The following is a 19,985-nucleotide window of genomic DNA, read 5'->3' as shown; positions in this document are numbered from 1 at the left end:
AAATAGTTAATGCGATAAGTTTTATGGGCGGCGACTGTTTGTTCTCAAGGAGGTGCTTGCGTATGAGAATACGGAAGAATCAACGGAAAGGATATCCAGTCTTACTTGAATGCCTATCAGGTATTAATGTTAATGATTGCTTTTGGCACACTAGTTGCCACAATCATGAACCACAAAAAGTAATAAAAAACCGTCCCATGTTAACTTTGACGAGTTAGGGACGATTGTAGTCTTTTAACAATTTGTCACCGCCTTTAAAGCGGATCGCTGAGGGATTGGTGTACCAGCACCAGTCCTTTTTCATTACCAATATAACATATTATTCGGGAAAAATCATTTTCTAAAATTAATAAGTGGTTCACGCTAATCGATATGCTAAAATAATTAATGCGATAAGTTTTATGGGCGGTGACTGTTTGTTCTTGAGGAGGTGCTTGCGTATGAGAATACGGAAGAATCAACGGAAAGGATACACAGTCTTACTTGAATACCTATCAGGTATTAATGTTGATGGTTGCTTTTGGCACACTAGTTGCCGCAATCATGAACAAAAAGTAATAAAAAATCGTCCTACTCTAACTTTGGCAAGTTATAGGACGGTTTAAAGTCGTTCGTTATCTAGTCACCGCCTTTAAAGCGGGTCGTTAAGAGATTGGTGTGACAGCACTGATTCCTTTTTCAGTATCAATGATAACACATGCTATAATGTTTTTATACCCTTAGGGATTTAGCAATAGAAAAATCTGAAATTGTAATCCAGATTCAAATTTTTAGCGGATTTGGAGCTGGATTTTTTGGCTATAATGAAAAGAGATTAAGCAATATGTTAAAATGGTTTCAGATAAAGTAAATGCTAAGGCGGTGGCTATTCCAGAAATGGGGTGGTGCTTATGGTGTAATAACTGTAAACACAATTCTAAGGAAGGGAGTAGCCGATTGAAACTACTAGCCATTGCGTATTTAGTTAACAGTTTTGTTAACGGAGTACGTACGGTTGTAGAAATTGTCAAGTTGAAAAACAAGACAAAAAAATAATCGCCTTAGCCGTGCAAGGCTAGCGATTATTAAATTTACCAAAATTTAGTAGCTGCTGTCTTAGCAACCTTATCTAAGGGATTGGTGTACCAGCACTAATCCCTTTTTCATTACCAATATAACATATTCTTTAGCAAAAATCATTTTTTAATTGATAAATAATTTAATCTCAGTAATATGCTACAATAGTTAGTGCGATAAGTTTTATGGACGATGACTGTTTGTTCTCAAGGAGGTGCTTGCGTATGAGAATACGGAAGAATCAACAGAAAGGATGCACAGTCTTACTTGAATACCTATCAGGTATTAATGTTGATGATTGCTTTTGGCACACTAGTTGCCACAATCATGAACAACAAAAAGTAACAAAAATCGTCCTACTAATAACTTTGGCGAGTTATAGGACGATCAAATAAATTCTATAATTTAGTCACCGCCTTTAAAGCGGATCGCTGAGGGATTAGTGTTTGGAGCACTGATCCCTTTTTCAATATTATAATAACATATTATTCGGGAAAAATCATTTTCTAAAATTAAGAAGTGGTTCACGCTAATCGATATGCTACAATAGTTAATGCGATAAGTTTTATGGGCGGTGACTGTTTGTTCTCAAGGAGGTGCTTGCGTATGAGAATACGGAAGAATCAACAGAAAGGATATCCAGTCTTACTTGAATACCTATCAGGTATTGGTGTTGATGATTGCTTTTGGCACATTAGTTGCCACAATCATGAACAAAAAGTAATAAAAAACCGTCCTACAGTAACTTTGGCAAGTTATAGGGCGATTTAAAATTGTCTAAATAACTAGTCACCGCCTTTAAAGCGGATCGTTCAGGGATTGGTGTACTAGCACCAGTCCCTTTTTCGTTATTAATTGTAACACATTACATATTATTTTGGGTAATAGCAGACAATAATATTAGCTTGGCAGTTGGTCTAGTTAAAATTCAACTATTTATTTTAAGCTGTTTTGCACTGTCCAAGTCAACGTACCGCCCTGAGATCCAGGTTTTAATGCAGTGTCATTGGCTGGTATCTTTAAAGCAAGTCCTTGCTTAGTAGCAGCGGAAGGATTAAGTTGAATGTCCTTTTTTTGATTGGCAGTGAGTGTGCCAGTGAAAATTGTTGCAGGATCAGCTAAAGCGGCGGCACTCTTTGTGGTTTGATAATAAATTAAGGGTGTCAAAATTTTATTACCGCTGAAACTGGCTAAGAGAGAAACGTTAGTGGCATTTTTAGTGTGATTTGTTAATTTGGCAGTAGCACTAGGCGTGTTAGAAAAAATCGTTTGGTTTTGGTGCTTTAAAATCACACTAAAACCTAGTTGCTGAGGAACATCTAATTCAATATCTGGTTCAGTAATTAAATAATTGAGGATTTTACTCTGGCCTAAGAAATGAGTGCTTTTGTCTGCGGCAACCGCCAGTAATTGATCACTGTGACCAGTTAAACGACTATTGTTCTTACCGACAACTTGCAGTGGTTGTTCCACTGTAAAAGTGGTGTTAGCCGGAATTTGACCGTCACTAAAGCCAAAATCCTTGCCCGTTAAGGTATAGGTATCTTTGGAATTCGTCGCTACTTGGATGGATTTTTGGTCATCAGGAGTCTTCGCAGTAAATGTCAGTTGCGGACTAGTTGTTGCTACCGTAGAATTAGAAGTTAAACTACCTAGCTTAAATTGAACCGTGTCTAAAGCATGTTGCCCCACCGGTTTAAAAGTGGTTTGCAAATGATTAGCGCCCCGACTGATAGTATTTTGTCCCTTGTTAATCTTTTTCACAGTTTTGGTAACTGAGTACTTAGGAAACGGCAAGACTTTGTATTGATAAGTGGCCTGGTCTTCTTTTTTGAGTGGATAATCGTTCGTAGGACTGGCATCATCTTGACCGCGGAACTGTAGTTGGTGAGTCGAGGTATCGCTATCGGCTTGGTTAGTGATGTTATCAATTTGCCAAGAAGAATCTTTGATGGGTTCCTTGTGCGAAGTGATTGCAATGTGCTTTTGTAAATCAACGTTGCGACCGTCATTTACCTGACCCGTAATACTAATGTTATTAGCAGTTGTATCACCATCAAAATAAGTCAGGGGAACTTTAACCGTATCACCAATTAAATATTGATCCACTTTATCGGGGATTCCTAAAGAAAGGTTGGTAACCCCGATGGTTTGCTTAGGCGTTTCTTGAAAATTCGATACCGCACTTAACTGCAAAGTATCACTGGAATTAAATTCTAAATGAGCTGTGGGGTGCAGCGTATTGTAATTAGCTAACACTTTTTGTAAATCAATATCGTAATTTTGCACGGTCGAGTCTTTTGCATCAGGGGTCCACTTAATGGCAGTGTCGGCAACGTATTGCGGCATAGCATCAACACTATCAACTAAGGAACCGAGGTTATCCGGATCAGCCACCCCATCTTGCACGCCTTGATCGTCGGCCAGCAACATTCCGGGGGTAACCGGCAAAATTGTATTAGCATTTTTGATTCCATAGGCTTGCTGGGAGTTGGTCACTGTCCCTAAGTCATATTGTTGACCTAAGCGATTGAGTACCAGGTGCATTAAAGGTGGAGTGGGGTTAAAACTTTCTTGGGTATCATCGCTGTAGGGTTGGACGCTGCCTTTGATATGCATGTCTTCACTGGCATCTTGGTGAGGGATGATTTGCGCGGTGTGATTGGTGATGGTCGGACTCCCGAGCTTGCCAAAGACGATTTTGTGAAACTCTTTGCCGTGCATAATGCTTAACCCTTGATTTAGTTGCATTAAATCCGCTTGTTTAGCATAAATTTGTTTGTTACCAGATTGGAATAAGGTGGCGGGAATAGCCCAATAAGCAAACGGGACATCGATTCTTTGAACGGGAACTTTATCAAGGGTCAGTTCGGGGTAATTAGCAGTTCCTAAAGACTGCGATGGGCCAGTGATTGGTGAAGGATTACCTTGGGCGCTAAAAGTCGTGTTTTGGACGATAACGTCACCGCCCGCACTGCTGTCATTACCACCTTCAACGTTGACGATATGAGCATTGTCGTTATCGTTGTTACCTAAATCTAGCATGATTTCCTTAGGGTTATAAATATTCAAATTTAAGCCCGCATCCGTATCTAATAAATTCATACTATTGCTTGTTTGTTTGGTGCCGGTTTCGTGTAATTTAAAAACGCCATCTTTTTTGATGGTAATGTTCATTTTGGAACCAATTCGCATTAAATTACCAAATCGGGGATTTAGGGTAGTACCACTACCGCCAAAGTCGTGTAAGTTATTAGACTGCACATCAAAAGTCCCGTGATCTAATGTGATATTTCCGCCGTTGAGATCGACTAAGGGGAGACTGTGATTGAGCGTACTTTTGGCATTGGGGCTATCAGGCGTAATATATTTGCCGTAGTCGGCACCGTGATTAGAAGCGTAACTAGCGGCATCGCCGACGGCTTGCGCGGAGGTATCCTTGATATTGCCTTGGTCATCTAATAAATTGTTGGCATCTGTTTGGTAATCCATGGTACTTTGGTCATTACTTTGCAGGCGAATAATGGGAGAGCCACTGGCTTCTTTGTGGAAGTGAATACTGCTGGTTCCAGAAACATAAATAGCGCCGGCTAAGTTAGTCGTACTGCGCAGTGCATTGGTGCCGTCAGAGTACTGGCCTTTGGCGGGAGCATCGTTAGAAATAATATTTAATTGCGAATTACCGTAAAGGTCAATATCAGAAGTGGCATTAGAGTCTGATGGGTGCATCACTAAGGCGTAATTATGATTTTCCACATAGCCAAAACCGCTATTTTCACCTGATTGGCCGTGGGGGTAGAGGTAAACTTGGGCGCCATCTTTTAAGACCACGCTGTTTTTGGGCCCTGTTAACTCAATCCCGTTGCCATTATAGGTATAACCAGAAAAATGGCTGTTTTTATCAAAAGTAATCCGCGAAGCTTCGAAGATTTGTTGGTTACCGTCGGAGTCAGTTGTGTAGACTTTATCGTGGTACTTATATTTTTGAACGGAGGACAAACTAACCCGATTCTTAATGATAATGGCAGTCGTGCCGACGCCATTCAGTGAGTTATGGGTTTGTGAACCCACGTAATTGACATTATCATAAGTGATTTGGGTGTAACCGCCAGCGGCTTGAATCGCCGCGTTATCGGTTAAATCAACATTTTGTGAATTACCGGAATTACCTGCAATGGGTCCCCAGTATGAAGAGCTAAACAAATTAACATCTTTTAAAGTCCAGTCTTCTTTATATAAGTTGCTGGTCACTAAGCCCGCGTTATTACCCTTTAGCGCAATGCTATTGTAACCAAAATTGAGCGTATAGCCTGCACCGTCAATGGTTAGTTTGAAGTGGCGCGTGAAGTCGTAACTATAGCCACCACCGCTAAAGCCATACACACCGGCATTAGATAAATCCAGATTATTTTTTAAAATAATGTGGTCAATATGTGAAACGCCACCTGGAGCTTGGTCATCATAGACGGCTTCTAAAAAAGCTTTGGGTGTCGAAACATATACGGTATAGGTATTGCCGACATCGGGGTTTGTTCCGTCGTAGATAATTTCATCCATATCAGAATACTGGGGCATATCCGGATAAGCGCTGCCCGAGCGGGCGGGATTATCCAGTAAAGGGGATGCTTGTAATGGACTAGTAGTTTGGGTGTTAGGAGTCTGTTGGTTAACAGCACTGATTAGTTGTGCATCGGCGCCTGTTTGTGGTTTTAGTAGATCAGCTTTAACTTTAGTTGAGAAATTGCTACTAATAAAGACTATGAATAATAAATAGAATATAAAATTGATTTTTTTGGTCATTTATCTTATCTCACCTATTTTTATTACATTATGATTAGGAAAAATATTTTTTGATTAAAAATATTGCATTAATTAATCTGGAAAGCTAAGGTATTATAAACCTATATCTACTGCTAGGCAAGTAATCTAGTAAATAAAATTAAGTAAAATAATAAAATGAGTATTTGTGGTAAAATATTTCACGATGTTAAGCAAAAATTGATTTTGTAAGCGAAGCCAGATTTTATAGACTATTTTCCAAAAAGCAGTTCAAAAAATTATTTTTTATGATTAAAATTAATTTAGACTAAGCAAAAGATTAAATTAAGAATTGCATTCCCTCAGATAGTTAGATAAAATAAAAAGGGTTTGTTACAGCCTAAACTTACTTTAGGTAAGGGTTGCCTAAGTGATAGACTGGTACAAATTATTATTAATGAATAAAAAAGCCAACTAGAATTTTCTAGTTGGCTTTTTTGTGTTCTATCTGAATTACATTGTTCGGGGAAGGACGTTAATTAACGAGACTGTTGGTAGCAGTCCAGGTGATGCTAGCCGATTGGGGCTCTTTTGCTAAAGCTTTAAGGCTACTGTCGTCTTTATCTATCTGCAAATAGGGCCCAATATTCGGACTAGCGGCTTGTTTATCAGTTGATAAAGTTAATTTTTGTGTTTGCTGACTGGGGAATTGTTGATCTAAGACGGTTACTGGTGCTGCTAGCGCTGCATTCGTAGTACTGTCGGCAGTAGTTGGTGCTTCTTGGAAGTAGAACAAGTCTCGAATTGTTGAAGTTTTGGCATTAACTTGTGCCGTCAATTGAACATTCAAAGGAGCGACGTAGTTATTGGTTAGGGTAACTTGTGGATCAATGTCAGCAAGCTTTTTAGGAAAGATTTTTTGTTCTTCACCCTTTAAAATTGCGGAATAGTCTAATTGCTGAGGGACGGTTAAACTAAGATCCGGCAGCCCGATACCATAATCACTATGGGCAGATTCAGCTAACTGAATATAAGTGCCATCGGTGCTCTTCGAGTTCATGTAATCAATACTTGGCGTGAAAGAGCCACTGTCATTAGGAAAAGTGACTGGTTGCTTAATCGTGAAGGTCGTGTCTGCGGGCAAAGTGGCGGAGCCAAAGCCAAAGTCGGTACCAGTTAGATTATAGGTGTTGCCGTCAGGCACAGTAGTTGTGCTATAAGTGCCACTTTTACCAGCAGGCGTAGTGGCAGTAATAGTCAAACTACCATTTGATTTGGCCGGGGCATCAGCACTATCACCATTCAGTTCGCCAATGACAAATTGGACGTTACTTAAATCATGATGACCAACCGGTGTAAAGTCGGTCTCTAAAGTATTGGCACCCTTATCAATAGTTTTGCCATCGTGATTAACCTTCGTTAAATATTTTTTGCCGTTATACTTTGGGTAAGGCAGAACTTGATAATTATAAGTTAATGGTTTGTCAGTTTGATCGAACGGGTACTTATTAATTGGAGTAGCATCATCTTGACCATTAAAGGTTAAGGTATTGATAGAACTAACTTTATCGGCGATTCCTGATATGTTCCAATTTTTAGTAACTTCAGAATTATGATCATAGTGGTGATCTTCATCTTGATCAAACATTAATGACCCACTAACAGATTTGGAAGTATCACTATCGCTAGTAACTGAACCAGTCAAATTAACTTTGGTAGAACTAGTATTACCATCGAAATAGGTTACGGGTACGCGAACAGTATCACCTAATAAGTATTTATCAGTTTTAGTAGTGGTACTTAAAAAGAGGTCGGTAACCTTGATATTTTGTAACGGAGTACTCTGAAAGTTAGTAACTGCACCAACTTGAATAACATCGCTGGATTTTAATTCTGGGATTGGGTTATCTTGGTGCGAGTTATTATAGTTCTTGATTGCCTGCTGAACATTTATTTGATAATTATAAGAATCTTTGTAATCATTGGCAGTTCCATCATCCAAGTTTTTACTCATTATCAAAGGAGATGGTCCGTCTTTAGTCGAATCAACATTCAAATATTTGGGCATTGGATTAGTGACATCTGTTAATGAACCTGTGACATCTGCTACTCCGGTTTGTTTACCCTTGTCATCAATGCCTAAAATGTTAGGAGTAACTGAAACAGGAACTGTTGTATTTGATGGACTAATACCATAAGCTTGATCACTATTATTGATAGTTCCTAAATCATCAACAGTTGTTACAGATCCATCAGGAGCATGATGCTCAATTTTTAAACTAATTAATGGAATAGCAGGAGTAAACGGTGTATCGCCATCATAGTGATTAATTGTTCCTGCAATCGTCATACTATCAATTTTATCATCGTCATGTTTAGGAAGATTGGGAATGATGTGGGTAACTGTATTATTGATTTTAGGACTGTCTAATTTACCAAATTCAATTTTATGAAATTCTTTACCATTCATAGAACTTAAGGCACTATTTAATTCGTTTAAATCACTTTGCCCAGAGAGCTGATTACGTGCATAAACTGCATTGTGACCATTTTGAAAAAGATTAGCAGGTATAGACCAATAGGTAAACGGAATATCAATTCTTTGAATTGGAATATTCAATAGCTTGATATCTTTAGAAGGATCTGTCCCCAGCATATCTCCAGCAGGAGATTTAATTGGTGAAGTGTTTCCCCATGCGGAGAATGTAGAATCTTGTAAATCAACATCGCCACCTCCATCAGTTTTACTTCCACCTTGTACGTAAACAATGTGTGTATTTTCGTTATTATTAGGCCCAGCATCTAATGTGATTTGTTCGGGATTTGAAATTTTTAAAGATAATCCATTTGCGGCAGTTAATAAGTTAATAACTCCTCCCTTTCCTCCATCTATAGTATCGGGGTAACTACCATCAACTAATAATTTAAAAATACCATCTTTTTTGATATCTATATTTGATGTTCCACCTACATACATTATGCTTCCTTTATTACCGGGATCCAAACCTACATTAGCTCCGCCAAAATCGTCCATATTATTCGACACTATGCTAAATGTTCCATGATCTAGTTGAATGTCTCCCTTGCCTAAGAAAGCAACTAACGGAGAACTATTATAAGTTGCGCCTGTTTTAGATTGGTCTTGACCTTTAGAGTAAAGGTAATTTACATACTTGCTATAATTGTTATTGTAGTTTGCTTCATTTCCGATTTCTGTAGGTGCAGTTATATTTCCATTATCTATAAGATTTTTTTCATCTTCTTGAGTTCCGTTTTCATATTTATTTAAACCATTAGAGCTAGTGTCGGTTGTGGTAACTGTATCGTCGTAGTTCATATTGATTTGGTCATTGCTTTGTACATTAATGGTTGGAGATCCAGAGTCGTCCTTTTTGTATCGAATTTGGTTACTGCCAGCTAAATAAATTGCACCTGCTAAATTATTACTTTCTCTTAAAGTAGGAGTGTCCGTATTAATACTTCCACCGTAAGTAAGGTATTTGCTCTCATCACCTACATACTGTCCTTTGGCTGGTGCATCATTAGAAATGAAATTTAACTGAGAATTACCGTTCATAATTAATTGAGAATTAGTAGCTTGGGTTACCAACCCGTAAGGCATGCCATAGGGTGAAGTATCACCAGCTCTTTCCATAGAATTGTCTCCATGTGGGTAAATGAAAACTTTTGCTCCGTCTTCCAGAGTCATGCTGGAAGTGGCTGGAGTTTTATCAATAAAATCACTTTGCGACGTGGAGTTTAATTCAATAGCAGGACTATCGTACGTATAGCCAGTAAAGTAGCTATTTTTTTCAAATCTAATTTTAGATGCTTCGAAAATTTGTTGGTTTTTGTCTTCAGATACGTATTGTTTACCGTTGTATTGAAAATTTTTAACAGACGATGCACTAACTCTACCTTTAATTGTTACCAAAGCATTGGATCGACTACTGTAGGAGTTGTGTAATTGACACCCGATGTAAGTACAATTTTCAAAATTCAACTTTGTATAACCGCCTTTGGCAAATAAATCAGCATTAGAATATTCTGGGTGTTCTGCATTTTTCGAATAGCCGGTGTTAGCTGCTGTTGGTCCCCACCAACTTTGTCCATACATATGGATGTTTTTCCAAGTCCAATCTTCCTTATACAATTTGAGGTTTTTACCATCACCGTTTCTAGCATCTCCCGTAATGGCAAAAGAGTATGCACCTAAGTTTATTGAATGTTCAATATTTTTGTTATAGGGGTCTTGACCATCTATGGTTAGTTTAAAATGTCTGGTATAAATACTTGAGTAATCTCCAGACCCTTCAAGAATATATTTATTCTTAATAACTTGTGGTAAGTTAGTTAAATCAATATCTTTTGTGAGAACTATTTTGCTGATATGTGATACGCTTTGTTCTTGCGTAGAAATTCTATCTGTCGAAGTGGTTGCTCCACTAGCATGTAAATCATATATAGCTTCTAAGAATTGATATGCATTCGATACGTAAACTGTATAAGTATCGGAGTTGTTTGGGTCAACTGAATTAGTGTTTTCATTATAGGTAATGTCATCGTTATTACCGTTGCGTATAATATCATCTTGATTAATTAAACCGTCAGCAATAATTGATTGATTTTCAGTGTTATTCGTTATTGTACCGTCAGATATAGAATAATCGGGTTTATTGGTATAAGCTACTCCATCTTGGCTATCATCTTTTAATAAGGGAGATTCGCGTGTCACTTCTTGGGGAGTGAAAGTAGGTGTTTTTTGAATTGCTGGATTTTTTGTGTAGGATCCAATTATCTCATCGTTAGGTGTAGTCGGCTTCAATAAGTCAGCCTTTACAGGTGTTAGTTGGGCTAGGGCGATAATTGCGGTAAATAGAATGGTAGATAAGATGACTTTAATTTTAGACATAAATACGACCTCAATTGAATTTCTAGAAATCATCAATAAATATGCTGTCGATTTTTCATAATGTATAAAAAAGTATGCGCCATCATTATAATTCCTTGTTTTTTATTAATCAAATGAATTGAATTACAGTTATTTTGCATTTTACTATTATTTATTTGTGATTTAATGAAACTACATAATGAGCTTTAAATAAATAATTAGCGCAATTGTCGGGTGTGAAAAAAGCTAATTTTGTACTCATTAGTTTTTAAAGACATTAGATATTTAATTTTTGATTAAAAACTGACAATTATCTTTTGATATGTATTAATACAATACACATTAAATTTTAAAAAAAGTTGGCTTGAAAATTAAAATTATCAAGATATAATTAAATTTGTTAAATAAATCACTTGAATTGAGGAGGAGTTCTTTTGGATAAGAAACGATGGCTAACCACAACGGGGACATTATTAGGTTTAGTGTGTGGCTTAGCGTTAACGCAACAAGTGGCTGCGGACACGAATCAAACTAATCAAGCGGTGGCGGTGACTACACCGACAACATCAGAGCAAAATGTTGGCAATGATAATGTTGGGGCGAACAACGAGGCACCAACCACAGACGTAAGTGTAACTCCTGCACCAGCATCAACGGATAATGTGGAGCCGAGTTCTACGACAACTACAACAAGTGTTAATTCGGCAACTAATGATAGCGCTTCAAATAATGTGAATGTTACTACTAATGTTGCTTCGACAACGACGCCGACTAATCCAACACCTGACGCTACTACAAGCGAAGTCATTGCAACAGGAACTTGGGGCACCAGCAATTGGGATTATGTCCACCAAGGTGACGATTATACGTTGACTTTTCATGCTGGTACGCTGGGGGAAGGACACCGGTATAACTTGTATGTCAATGGGATAGATACAACGACTGAATATAAATACGGAAGCATTGGTGGCGATCCGGATGTTTTCAATGAAAATTTTAATTGGAATAATGAACTAACACAGATTCAATTTGATCCCGGAGTGGTTGCTAATGCAAATTCTTCGTTCTTATTTGCGTACTTACCAGTCAAACGAATTTTGGGTTTGAGTAATTTAGATATGTCTAATGTTACAACTACGCAGGGGATGTTTCGTAATATTCAATTAACAGCCGATTTAGATTTAAGCCGCTTTAATACCAGTCATGTGACGAACATGCGGGGCATGTTTGGTCGGGGTTCTTATGGCAATTTGGATTTAAGTAATTTAGATACATCTAATGTTACAGATATGAGTGATATGTTTGCTGGCAGCAAGTTTATTAGCTTGAATACTAGTAAACTGAATACTTCGAAAGTTACCACAATGAAAGAAATGTTTAGTGATTTAAATTTGCAACATTTGGATTTAAGCAGTTTTGATACGTCTAATGTAACTGATATGTATGGTATGTTTTACGGCGATTATTATTTACTTCGTTTAGATGTCAGTAACTTTAATACATCAAAAGTTAATACGATGTATGGCATGTTTGCTGGATGTTATAATCTAACAACTTTAGATTTAAGCAACTTTGATACATCCCAAGTAACAACCATGTATGGTATGTTTTATTTTTGTCCTAATTTAGTTGATTTAAATATTAGTAATTTTGATACATCCCAAGTGACCAATATGATGGGCATGTTTGATACATGTGGAAGTTTAAAAACAATTGATTTGTCATCATTTGATACATCTAAAGTGACCAATATGCGAGGGATGTTTGCGTGGGACACTGATTTACAGAGTTTAGATATTAATAATTGGGACGTTTCTAATGTGACCAGCACGTATGGGATGTTTTTCTATTGTTCATCCATAACTGACTTAGATTTGTCCAATTGGGTTATTAAGCAAGGTACTAATATGTATGATATGTTTAATACAATGGTGTCTTGTGAGAATCTCAAAGTATTTCAGCTGACTGTCGATAATTCAGATGTTTTGGGCACTACTATGGGCGGTATGTTTGGTTGCAACTATAAGTTATATAGTTTGGACTTAAGCAGCTGGCATATATTATGTCCTGAAGTTGTGGAGGGTATTAATGATATTTTTTATAATATTCCATTGAATCACATTGTAGTTGGTCCCAACATTCCTTTAAACGTGTATTCATCTTCATTTGCTGGTTTCCCTGAAGTAGGAACTAAAATTCCAGGAACTAATAAAACTCTGCTCTCACAACATTGGGTCGCAACAAAGGGTTACCAGCAAGGAACTAAATATACGCCAGAAGAACTTGCACAAACTACTGATCGTGACCAAATCACTACCTATGATTGGGACAGCGAACCGTTCATTCCTGATCGGGTTGAGAAAAAAGCCGTAACGCGCACGATTAATATTCATCAACCCGATGGGCGGCTGCAAACACAGACGCAAACGATCACTTTAAAGCGCAATGTTCACTACAACGATGATGACACGGTGGATTATGGCGACTGGTCACAAGATCAATGGGATGCTTATGTGGTACCGACTTTTGCAGGATATCAAGCCAGTCAAGCTGAAGTACCCGCGCAAAATGCTGATGTTTATGGACAAGATCAGACGGTTGATATTGATTACACACCGGTTGAACAAACAGTGACGATTCAATATTTAGATGATGGCCAAGAAGTTGGCACTCAAACTTTGACGGGTTATGTGGGTGATATTTTGACGCTTAATTATCATGCTCCAAAGGGCTATGAATTATTGGAACAACCGCAAACCACGATTACCATTGACGGCTCAGGCCAGCAGATTATTCAAGTAGCAGTTGATCATCAAATTCAAACTAGTTCACAAACCAAGACCATTCTGCGGACGATTAATGTCAATTATCCCAGTGGTATGACCAAGAGTTACGATCAAGTTGCTGTTTTGAAGCAAAATCTGTATATTGATCAAGTTACCGGCAATCAGGTTTACGGCACTTGGAGTACGGGCAACTGGGATGAATTTTCGGCACCAGTGATTAGTGGTTATACTGCTAGTCAAGCAACGGTTGCCGCACAAACAGTCACCAGCAATGACCAAGATCAAGTGGTGGATGTTTACTATACTAAGAACTAAATAACTGGTATTTTCTTCCAGTTGTGTTATTCTAGTGATAGAAAAAGAGCCAGTGCTGGACACACTGACTCCTTAGTAAAGTTGCCAAAGTAGCGACTATTGAATTCTTTATAAATCTTATAGTCATCTAGCTCTGCGAAAGCTAAGGATGGCTATTTTCTTGTCTTGTTTATCAACTTGACAAGTTCTACGACTATGCGGACTAATCCAATGAAACTATGGATTAGATAAGCAATAGCTAGTAGTTTCAAATTGCTATTCCTTTCAATGGAATCTGGGATTACAGCATTAACACCATAAGCACCACTCCTTTGCGGAATAGCCGCCACCTTAGCTTAACTTTACTAGTAAATATTATAGCAGAATCATCTGTTGAAATTGGTATTTTCTGCCAGTTGTGTTATTCTAAAAATAGAAAAAGAGCCAGCGCTGGTTACACTGACTCTTTAGTAAAGCTGCCAAAGCAGCGACTATTCTATTTATTAAAAATTGTTGAAATAGTCATCTAGCTCTGTGAAAGCTAAGGATGACTATTTTCTTGTCTTGTTTATCAACTTGACAAGTTCTACAACTATGCGGACTAATCCAATAAAGCTATGGATTAGATAAGCAATAGCTAGTAGCTTCAAATTGCTATTCCTTTCAATGGAATCTAGGATTACAGTATTAACACCATAAGCACCACACCCTTGTGGAATAGCCGCCACCTTAGCTTAACTTTACTAGTAAATATTATAGCAGAATAATCTGTTGAAACTGGTATTTTTTTTAGTTTGTGTTATCCTAGTGATAGAAGTAGAGATACACTGAATTTTTAGTAAAGTTGCTAAAACAGCAGCTATTAAATATTGAAAATATTAATAATCGCTAGCCCTGCTCGGCTAAGGCGATTATTTTTGTATCACCGATCATTATGCTGATCAATATATGAAAGCAACGCTATGATAAACATACCGAATGCAAACATTAATTGAAGAGCGTCTGATACGGACACACTGCTACTCCTTTCGTAGGATTTGTGGTTACAGTTGTTACACCATAAGCACCACTCCTTTGTAGAATAGCTACCGCCTTAGCTTAACTTTACTAGAAATATGATAGCAGAATCATCTGCTGAAACTGGTATTTTCTTTAGTTTGTGTTATTCTAAGGATAGAAAAAGAGCCAGTGCTGGATACACTGACTCTTGGTAAAGTTGCCAAAGTAGCGACTATTTATATTATATTGATAGCCATCTAGCTCTGTACAAGCTAAGGATGGCTATTTTCTTGTCTTGTTTATGAACTTGACAAGTTCTACAACTATGCGGACTAATCCAATAAAGCTATGGCTTAGATAAGCAATAGCTAGTAGTTTCAAATTACTATTCCTTTCAATAGGCTCTGGGATTACAGCATTAACACCATAAGCACCACTTCCTTGCGGAATAGTCGCCACCTTAGCAGTAACTTTACTCACAAGTATTATAGCAGAATCATGCGTTGCAGCCGGTATTTTTCTTCAACTTGAAGTGAATGGTCATTAGCCAATGAGTAGTGACTGTCTTCAACCCAAAGATCTTAGTGAAATGACAATTTAATGATGAAAGCAGTTTAGGAATTGTTCTTTAAGCCTAAACTGCTTTTTTTATGGTTATAAACTTAACAGCTAGTTAAAGCTAGCTTAAAATTCATTTTTTCACGATTGTTGAGCTGAATGATTGAAACTAATTTAATTAAGGTGGTGTATTGGCACTAAATAAACAACTTTAAATGAAAAAATATCTTTTTGAAAACAGATATTATACCTGCTATGACTGAATTTTTATCCTAAAAACATAAATAATGTACAGATGTTGTTTAAAAGTGAGTCTAATGATGATATCATTATGTAATGATTATTTTGTGTATGTAATTAGAACTAAATTATAAATGATACAATTATTTTTTAGATAAAAAGTCATCTTAGTTAAATTAACAAAATAATTTTAATGATATTTAAATCATATTACATAATCATGAATATTAGGGGATAATATGAAAAGAATTCGGTGGATTTTTAGTTTGATGTTGCTTTCGTTGACGATCGTTTGCGGTGAACAGGGGAACCTTGTTCAAGGGGCTGCTAATGCAGATAGCTTTCAGCAAGATTTGACACAATTAAATAGTGGTTTGCCACCAACTGGTAGTACGCCAGCCCGGTTCAATTCTAGAATTACTAGTGCTACGAGTTCGTTATTAGAAACAGATAAAGATGTTTCCAAAACTGGTTTTGGCGATGCTGACCAACTTGAAGAGTTAGGCTATTCAAAAATTGATCCCTCCAAAATTAACTGGCCTAGTGATGGGATGTATGCTGATGCCACGAAAGATGTTCAACCAGGGGCGATTACTGGTGATGGTACTGGTACCGATGAGATTAATGCCGATGGCGGAAAAACGGTTTATGTACGTAATGTTTTGCAGTTTTTACTAGCGGTTTACGGTATTAAAAACACTGGAACGAATACTGTTGATATTAATGAGGGTAATGGTGGTACCGGTATTAATGCAACAACGTCTACTAGTCCGGTTAAACGTATTATTATAGTTCAAGATTTGGATTTTGTTTCACCAAATGTGCTTGATAAAACTAATCCACTTTCAACTAATTATGTTTTTAATAGTGGTTCCATAGGTTCAGTAACCAAAGCCGCCAACATCATACAACCTATTGTGGGTAATATTGGTGGTAGTACAGGTAATTTTACTATTTTAACAAAGCGACCAGGCGATTCAGCAACTAATCATCATTTGACGATTGTTGGTAATCACGGTCCAGATGAAAGTACGCCCAAAATTAATGCGGGTGATTATAGTTTGCGGTTTGCTTATAATGACGCTAATCAAATGGATAATGTCACGTTAGATAATCTTCAAATTTACGGTTCGACTTATTATGGTTTTGTTCGGTTAGGAAATGATTCTAGTAGTTCTACTAATGAATTTTATCGTGATATCACTTATTATGGCGCGCAATTTTTGTGGACTAGATCTGGCACCTCTGGATCTTCTAATATTTATATTTCGGGTCACACGACGGCTTATTCACTAAACACTTATAAAAGCCCAGTGGATCAACGAAGATATCAGTGTGAAAACTTTTTTGGGCCTGGTAATCAACAAGTTATGCAAGTGACGAATGTTACCTTTGAACCAGACGCTGTTTTTAATGGTTCTACTTATAATGGTAATGTTTTGGAATTGACTGGTAATGCCACGTTATTAGGGGATGATGCTAAGAAACAAGGCGCGGAGGTTAATCTCTATCCGCGCGGCAGTGGGGAAGATGCCCCCAACGGTTCTTCCGGATTGTATTTAATGAATACAGGTGTTTTAACATTAAATCCTAATACTCATCTCAATATCGATGTCAAAAATGATTCGATGAAAGACTCCATGGAACAGTTAAGTGGTGATACGAGTGCCTATGATACGACCGCTACTTATAATGATCCTTATTCTTCCACTACGACTGCCAATGCGATTTATATGAAAGGTGCTAGTTCAAAGATTGTTTATAATTCAGGTGGCTATCAAAAAGGTTTGGATGAAGCCATTAATGTGACGAGTGAGGGAGCTGATACTAAACCTTTAGTCCAGTTTACTGATGGTACAGCTGAGTTAAATCGTGGTGACTTTAATATTACCGCGAATAATCTGGGTACTACGAGTAATTCGGGTTTATTCCAGTTAGGACCTCCATCTTCATTAGAAACTTCGAAGATAATTGTACGGAAGGGTGGTAACTTTAATATTAAGATTGCTGATACACCTGAGCAACCAAGTTCGGGTAATGTGCAATTGTTGAATATTAAGGGAAAAACTGACATCAGCTTGTATAAACCCCAAAATGTCGATCTGGATCTCGGTTATAATACTAATGCTTCATCAAATATTGTTTCGACAAGTGCAGCGACGGATATTAAAGCTTACGATATCAAAATGGGAGCTAGTGGGACGAATTCTCAGTCCAAAGTATCGTTTGGTTTCGATGATTCTTCAACCAATGACAAAAATCCTGTACAAATGCAACATCTTAGTATTCCGTTTACTGGTAACTATATTGATTTGACAAAGTTTGTCTTAAAGTCACCACCCGAAGATTTAACTGGTAGTAAGGCAGAAATTGGCCGATTATTAAATTACTTGAATCAAATGCAAACATCCGCTGGTTCGGGAAATTCTAAAGAATTTAGTCATATTCATTTTTCAGAAATTGATGGACCAGTTGAACATTTAAAGACCCCAATCATCGATCCACACTCTCGTACGATTAGTGGCTCTTTGAATAAGTCAGAAGATGATTTCCATCCGGATCCGCCGATGCTGAAAGTGGTAGTTAATGATGGAGGAAAAGATTATGATTTAGGAACTGTCCGAAATGAAGATGCGAGTGCTGATAAGCAGGATACACAAGGCTATATTGCCAGCAGTTTTACTTCTTCTGGTGGGAGTTATGTCCCTGGTTTTAGTCCGTCAACGCCCGATATCTTAAATGATGACGACGATATTGCTTATAGTACAGCTACTGATGGCACAACCACTTGGGATCTTGGCAAGAAAGTTACAGCTGCGCCGTTATATTTATCCGGGGCTCAAGGCGTCGCTTGGCAAATTGACACGAATAATATTCCTCACTTCTCCTTTGATATTGATAAAGCGGTGGATAATTATAATACTAAAAATGAGGGGAAGGATGGCTTTACAAAATTAACCTTAAAACCGAATGATACGGTTAAGGTGAGCGCCGTCTCTAATAACCAAGAATCTGCTACTAAAACTGTGGATATCAATAGTTTGTATTTGGGCTTTGACCAAGAAGCTGCTGCCAAGTCCAATGTCTATCGAGGACCAAAGGTATTATTGGGCGACAAAGTTTCTGTACCGTTAGAATATCAAGATGATATTAGCAGTAATAATATTATTCACTTAAAGGGCTATGATAAAAAGGGAAGCACTACCAGCCTGAATACCGCCACAGACACTCCACCTCAAACTGCAGATGTTACACCGCCAGCTGTTACGCCACCAGACGTGCCTACCTTAACAAAACATACTTGGGATGTTGATCATGTGACACAAACATCAGGCGATCACACCCTGTATATTCAGGGTAGTGATGATCAACAAGGCCTGAGTCCCTACGTCAAGCCGGACGCTGCTGGCAATTTGGCTACGTCAGATCTATTGCAGTATAACTATCATGTCGAAAATGTGCCCGCCTTTAATGGTTATAAAGAGTTATATCAACAAAATGATCTTACCAAGCCGCTAGATACGACCGCTAAAGGTGAGCACCAATCCTATCTGTCTAGTGGAAATTATCTGGAAAAAGATCTGTATCAACCAAAGATGAGTACCGTCGGCTTAAACGATTTTTGTTTGACTGAACCAGCCGATTATGGCGGTGGCATTAAGAAGGGAACTGCAAAATTGATTTTGCACATTCCTAATCAAGGAGACCAGACGTTAACGGACTTTGCTTATGGTCAGCACTATACCCCGGGTAATTTCAAACTCACGGGAACGAGTTTTCCTGCTGGAACGAGTTTTGAAGTGGATACGCCGGTGACTTATCAGAAGTCCAAAGCTGATACGCAATTAACTCTACATGGTTCAACTTTACAAACAACGGATCCAGAAGCACCTGACCAGCAATTGAACTTAGGTGCTTCGGGTTCACTGACTTACAACAATCTATATGATGTATCTTTGGCAGTTCCAAAAAACATTGATTATGGTCGCCATACACGTAATTCGGTTAAAACGACAGATCAGTATTGTCCGGTGGATACGAGTGATAGTTATAAGGAGAAGGATTACCAGTTGACATATGAGCAACCTGCCAATTCCACCTTCCATTACACAGTTGATGTGCGTTGTAATTCCAACAATGCTTTATTCAATTTGATTTATCAAGATGGTACTACTGATTCAGTGGCTAAGGTTATTAACAGTGACGTGCCCGTCTTTCAAACAGGTACTGGTCCTAGTGCGACGGCATTATTTGCCGAAGATTGGTGGCTTAAAACCGGAGCTAAGAAAGGAATTTATCTCCAACCAACGCAAGATAAACCTGCAGCGAAAAAATATCAATCAATGCTAACGTGGACGGTTAATAATGCTTTGAATAATTAAATTTAGTAATGAAAAAAGTGA

The 19,985-nt window shown here is 37.8% G+C and carries 9 protein-coding genes; 6 read left to right on the top strand and 3 right to left on the bottom strand.

Features of this window, described 5'->3' with window-relative positions:
• The first annotated feature begins 62 nt into the window (after positions 1 to 62).
• The 4 genes from AC3B5S_RS03840 (at position 63) to AC3B5S_RS03825 (ending at position 1,827) form a co-directional block, all read left to right on the top strand.
• Complete coding sequence (locus AC3B5S_RS03840) at positions 63 to 218, top strand: hypothetical protein (protein WP_489769287.1); 156 nt, start codon at positions 63 to 65, stop codon at positions 216 to 218.
• Positions 219 to 440: 222 nt separating this feature from the next.
• On the top strand, positions 441 to 605 hold the full coding sequence (locus tag AC3B5S_RS03835; RefSeq protein WP_489769286.1) for a hypothetical protein: 165 nt from the start codon (positions 441 to 443) through the stop codon (positions 603 to 605).
• 675 nt (positions 606 to 1,280) lie between these two features.
• A complete protein-coding gene (locus tag AC3B5S_RS03830) occupies positions 1,281 to 1,451 on the top strand; it encodes a hypothetical protein (RefSeq protein ID WP_489790092.1) in 171 nt (56 codons plus the stop codon).
• Positions 1,452 to 1,662: 211 nt separating this feature from the next.
• Positions 1,663 to 1,827 (top strand): hypothetical protein, encoded by a 165-nt coding sequence (locus AC3B5S_RS03825; RefSeq protein ID WP_489769284.1) that lies wholly within the window; start codon positions 1,663 to 1,665, stop codon positions 1,825 to 1,827.
• A gap of 165 nt (positions 1,828 to 1,992) precedes the next feature.
• Here AC3B5S_RS03825 and AC3B5S_RS03820 read toward each other — a convergent pair whose 3' ends face one another.
• Both AC3B5S_RS03820 and AC3B5S_RS03815 read right to left on the bottom strand, forming a co-directional pair.
• A complete protein-coding gene (locus AC3B5S_RS03820; protein WP_489790091.1) occupies positions 1,993 to 5,856 on the bottom strand; it encodes a pectate lyase-like adhesive domain-containing protein in 3,864 nt (1,287 codons plus the stop codon).
• Between the two features lie 493 nt (positions 5,857 to 6,349).
• Positions 6,350 to 10,726, bottom strand: coding sequence for a hypothetical protein (locus AC3B5S_RS03815; protein ID WP_489790090.1), 4,377 nt, complete (start codon positions 10,724 to 10,726; stop codon positions 6,350 to 6,352).
• Positions 10,727 to 11,139: 413 nt separating this feature from the next.
• Between AC3B5S_RS03815 and AC3B5S_RS03810 the strand changes: the two genes are divergently transcribed.
• A complete protein-coding gene (locus tag AC3B5S_RS03810; RefSeq protein ID WP_489790089.1) occupies positions 11,140 to 13,806 on the top strand; it encodes a BspA family leucine-rich repeat surface protein in 2,667 nt (888 codons plus the stop codon).
• A gap of 901 nt (positions 13,807 to 14,707) precedes the next feature.
• On the opposite strand, the gene AC3B5S_RS03805 is transcribed toward AC3B5S_RS03810, so the two are convergent.
• Positions 14,708 to 14,773, bottom strand: a complete 66-nt coding sequence (locus AC3B5S_RS03805) for a putative holin-like toxin (protein ID WP_489757701.1) — start codon at positions 14,771 to 14,773, stop codon at positions 14,708 to 14,710.
• Positions 14,774 to 15,821: 1,048 nt separating this feature from the next.
• On the opposite strand from AC3B5S_RS03805, the gene AC3B5S_RS03800 reads away from it, so the two are divergent.
• Positions 15,822 to 19,964, top strand: coding sequence for a hypothetical protein (locus AC3B5S_RS03800; protein WP_489790088.1), 4,143 nt, complete (start codon positions 15,822 to 15,824; stop codon positions 19,962 to 19,964).
• The last annotated feature ends 21 nt before the right edge of the window (positions 19,965 to 19,985 follow it).

It is taken from the genome of Bombilactobacillus sp. ESL1094 (assembly GCF_058107425.1).
This window is presented reverse-complemented; position numbering and strand designations above follow the sequence as displayed.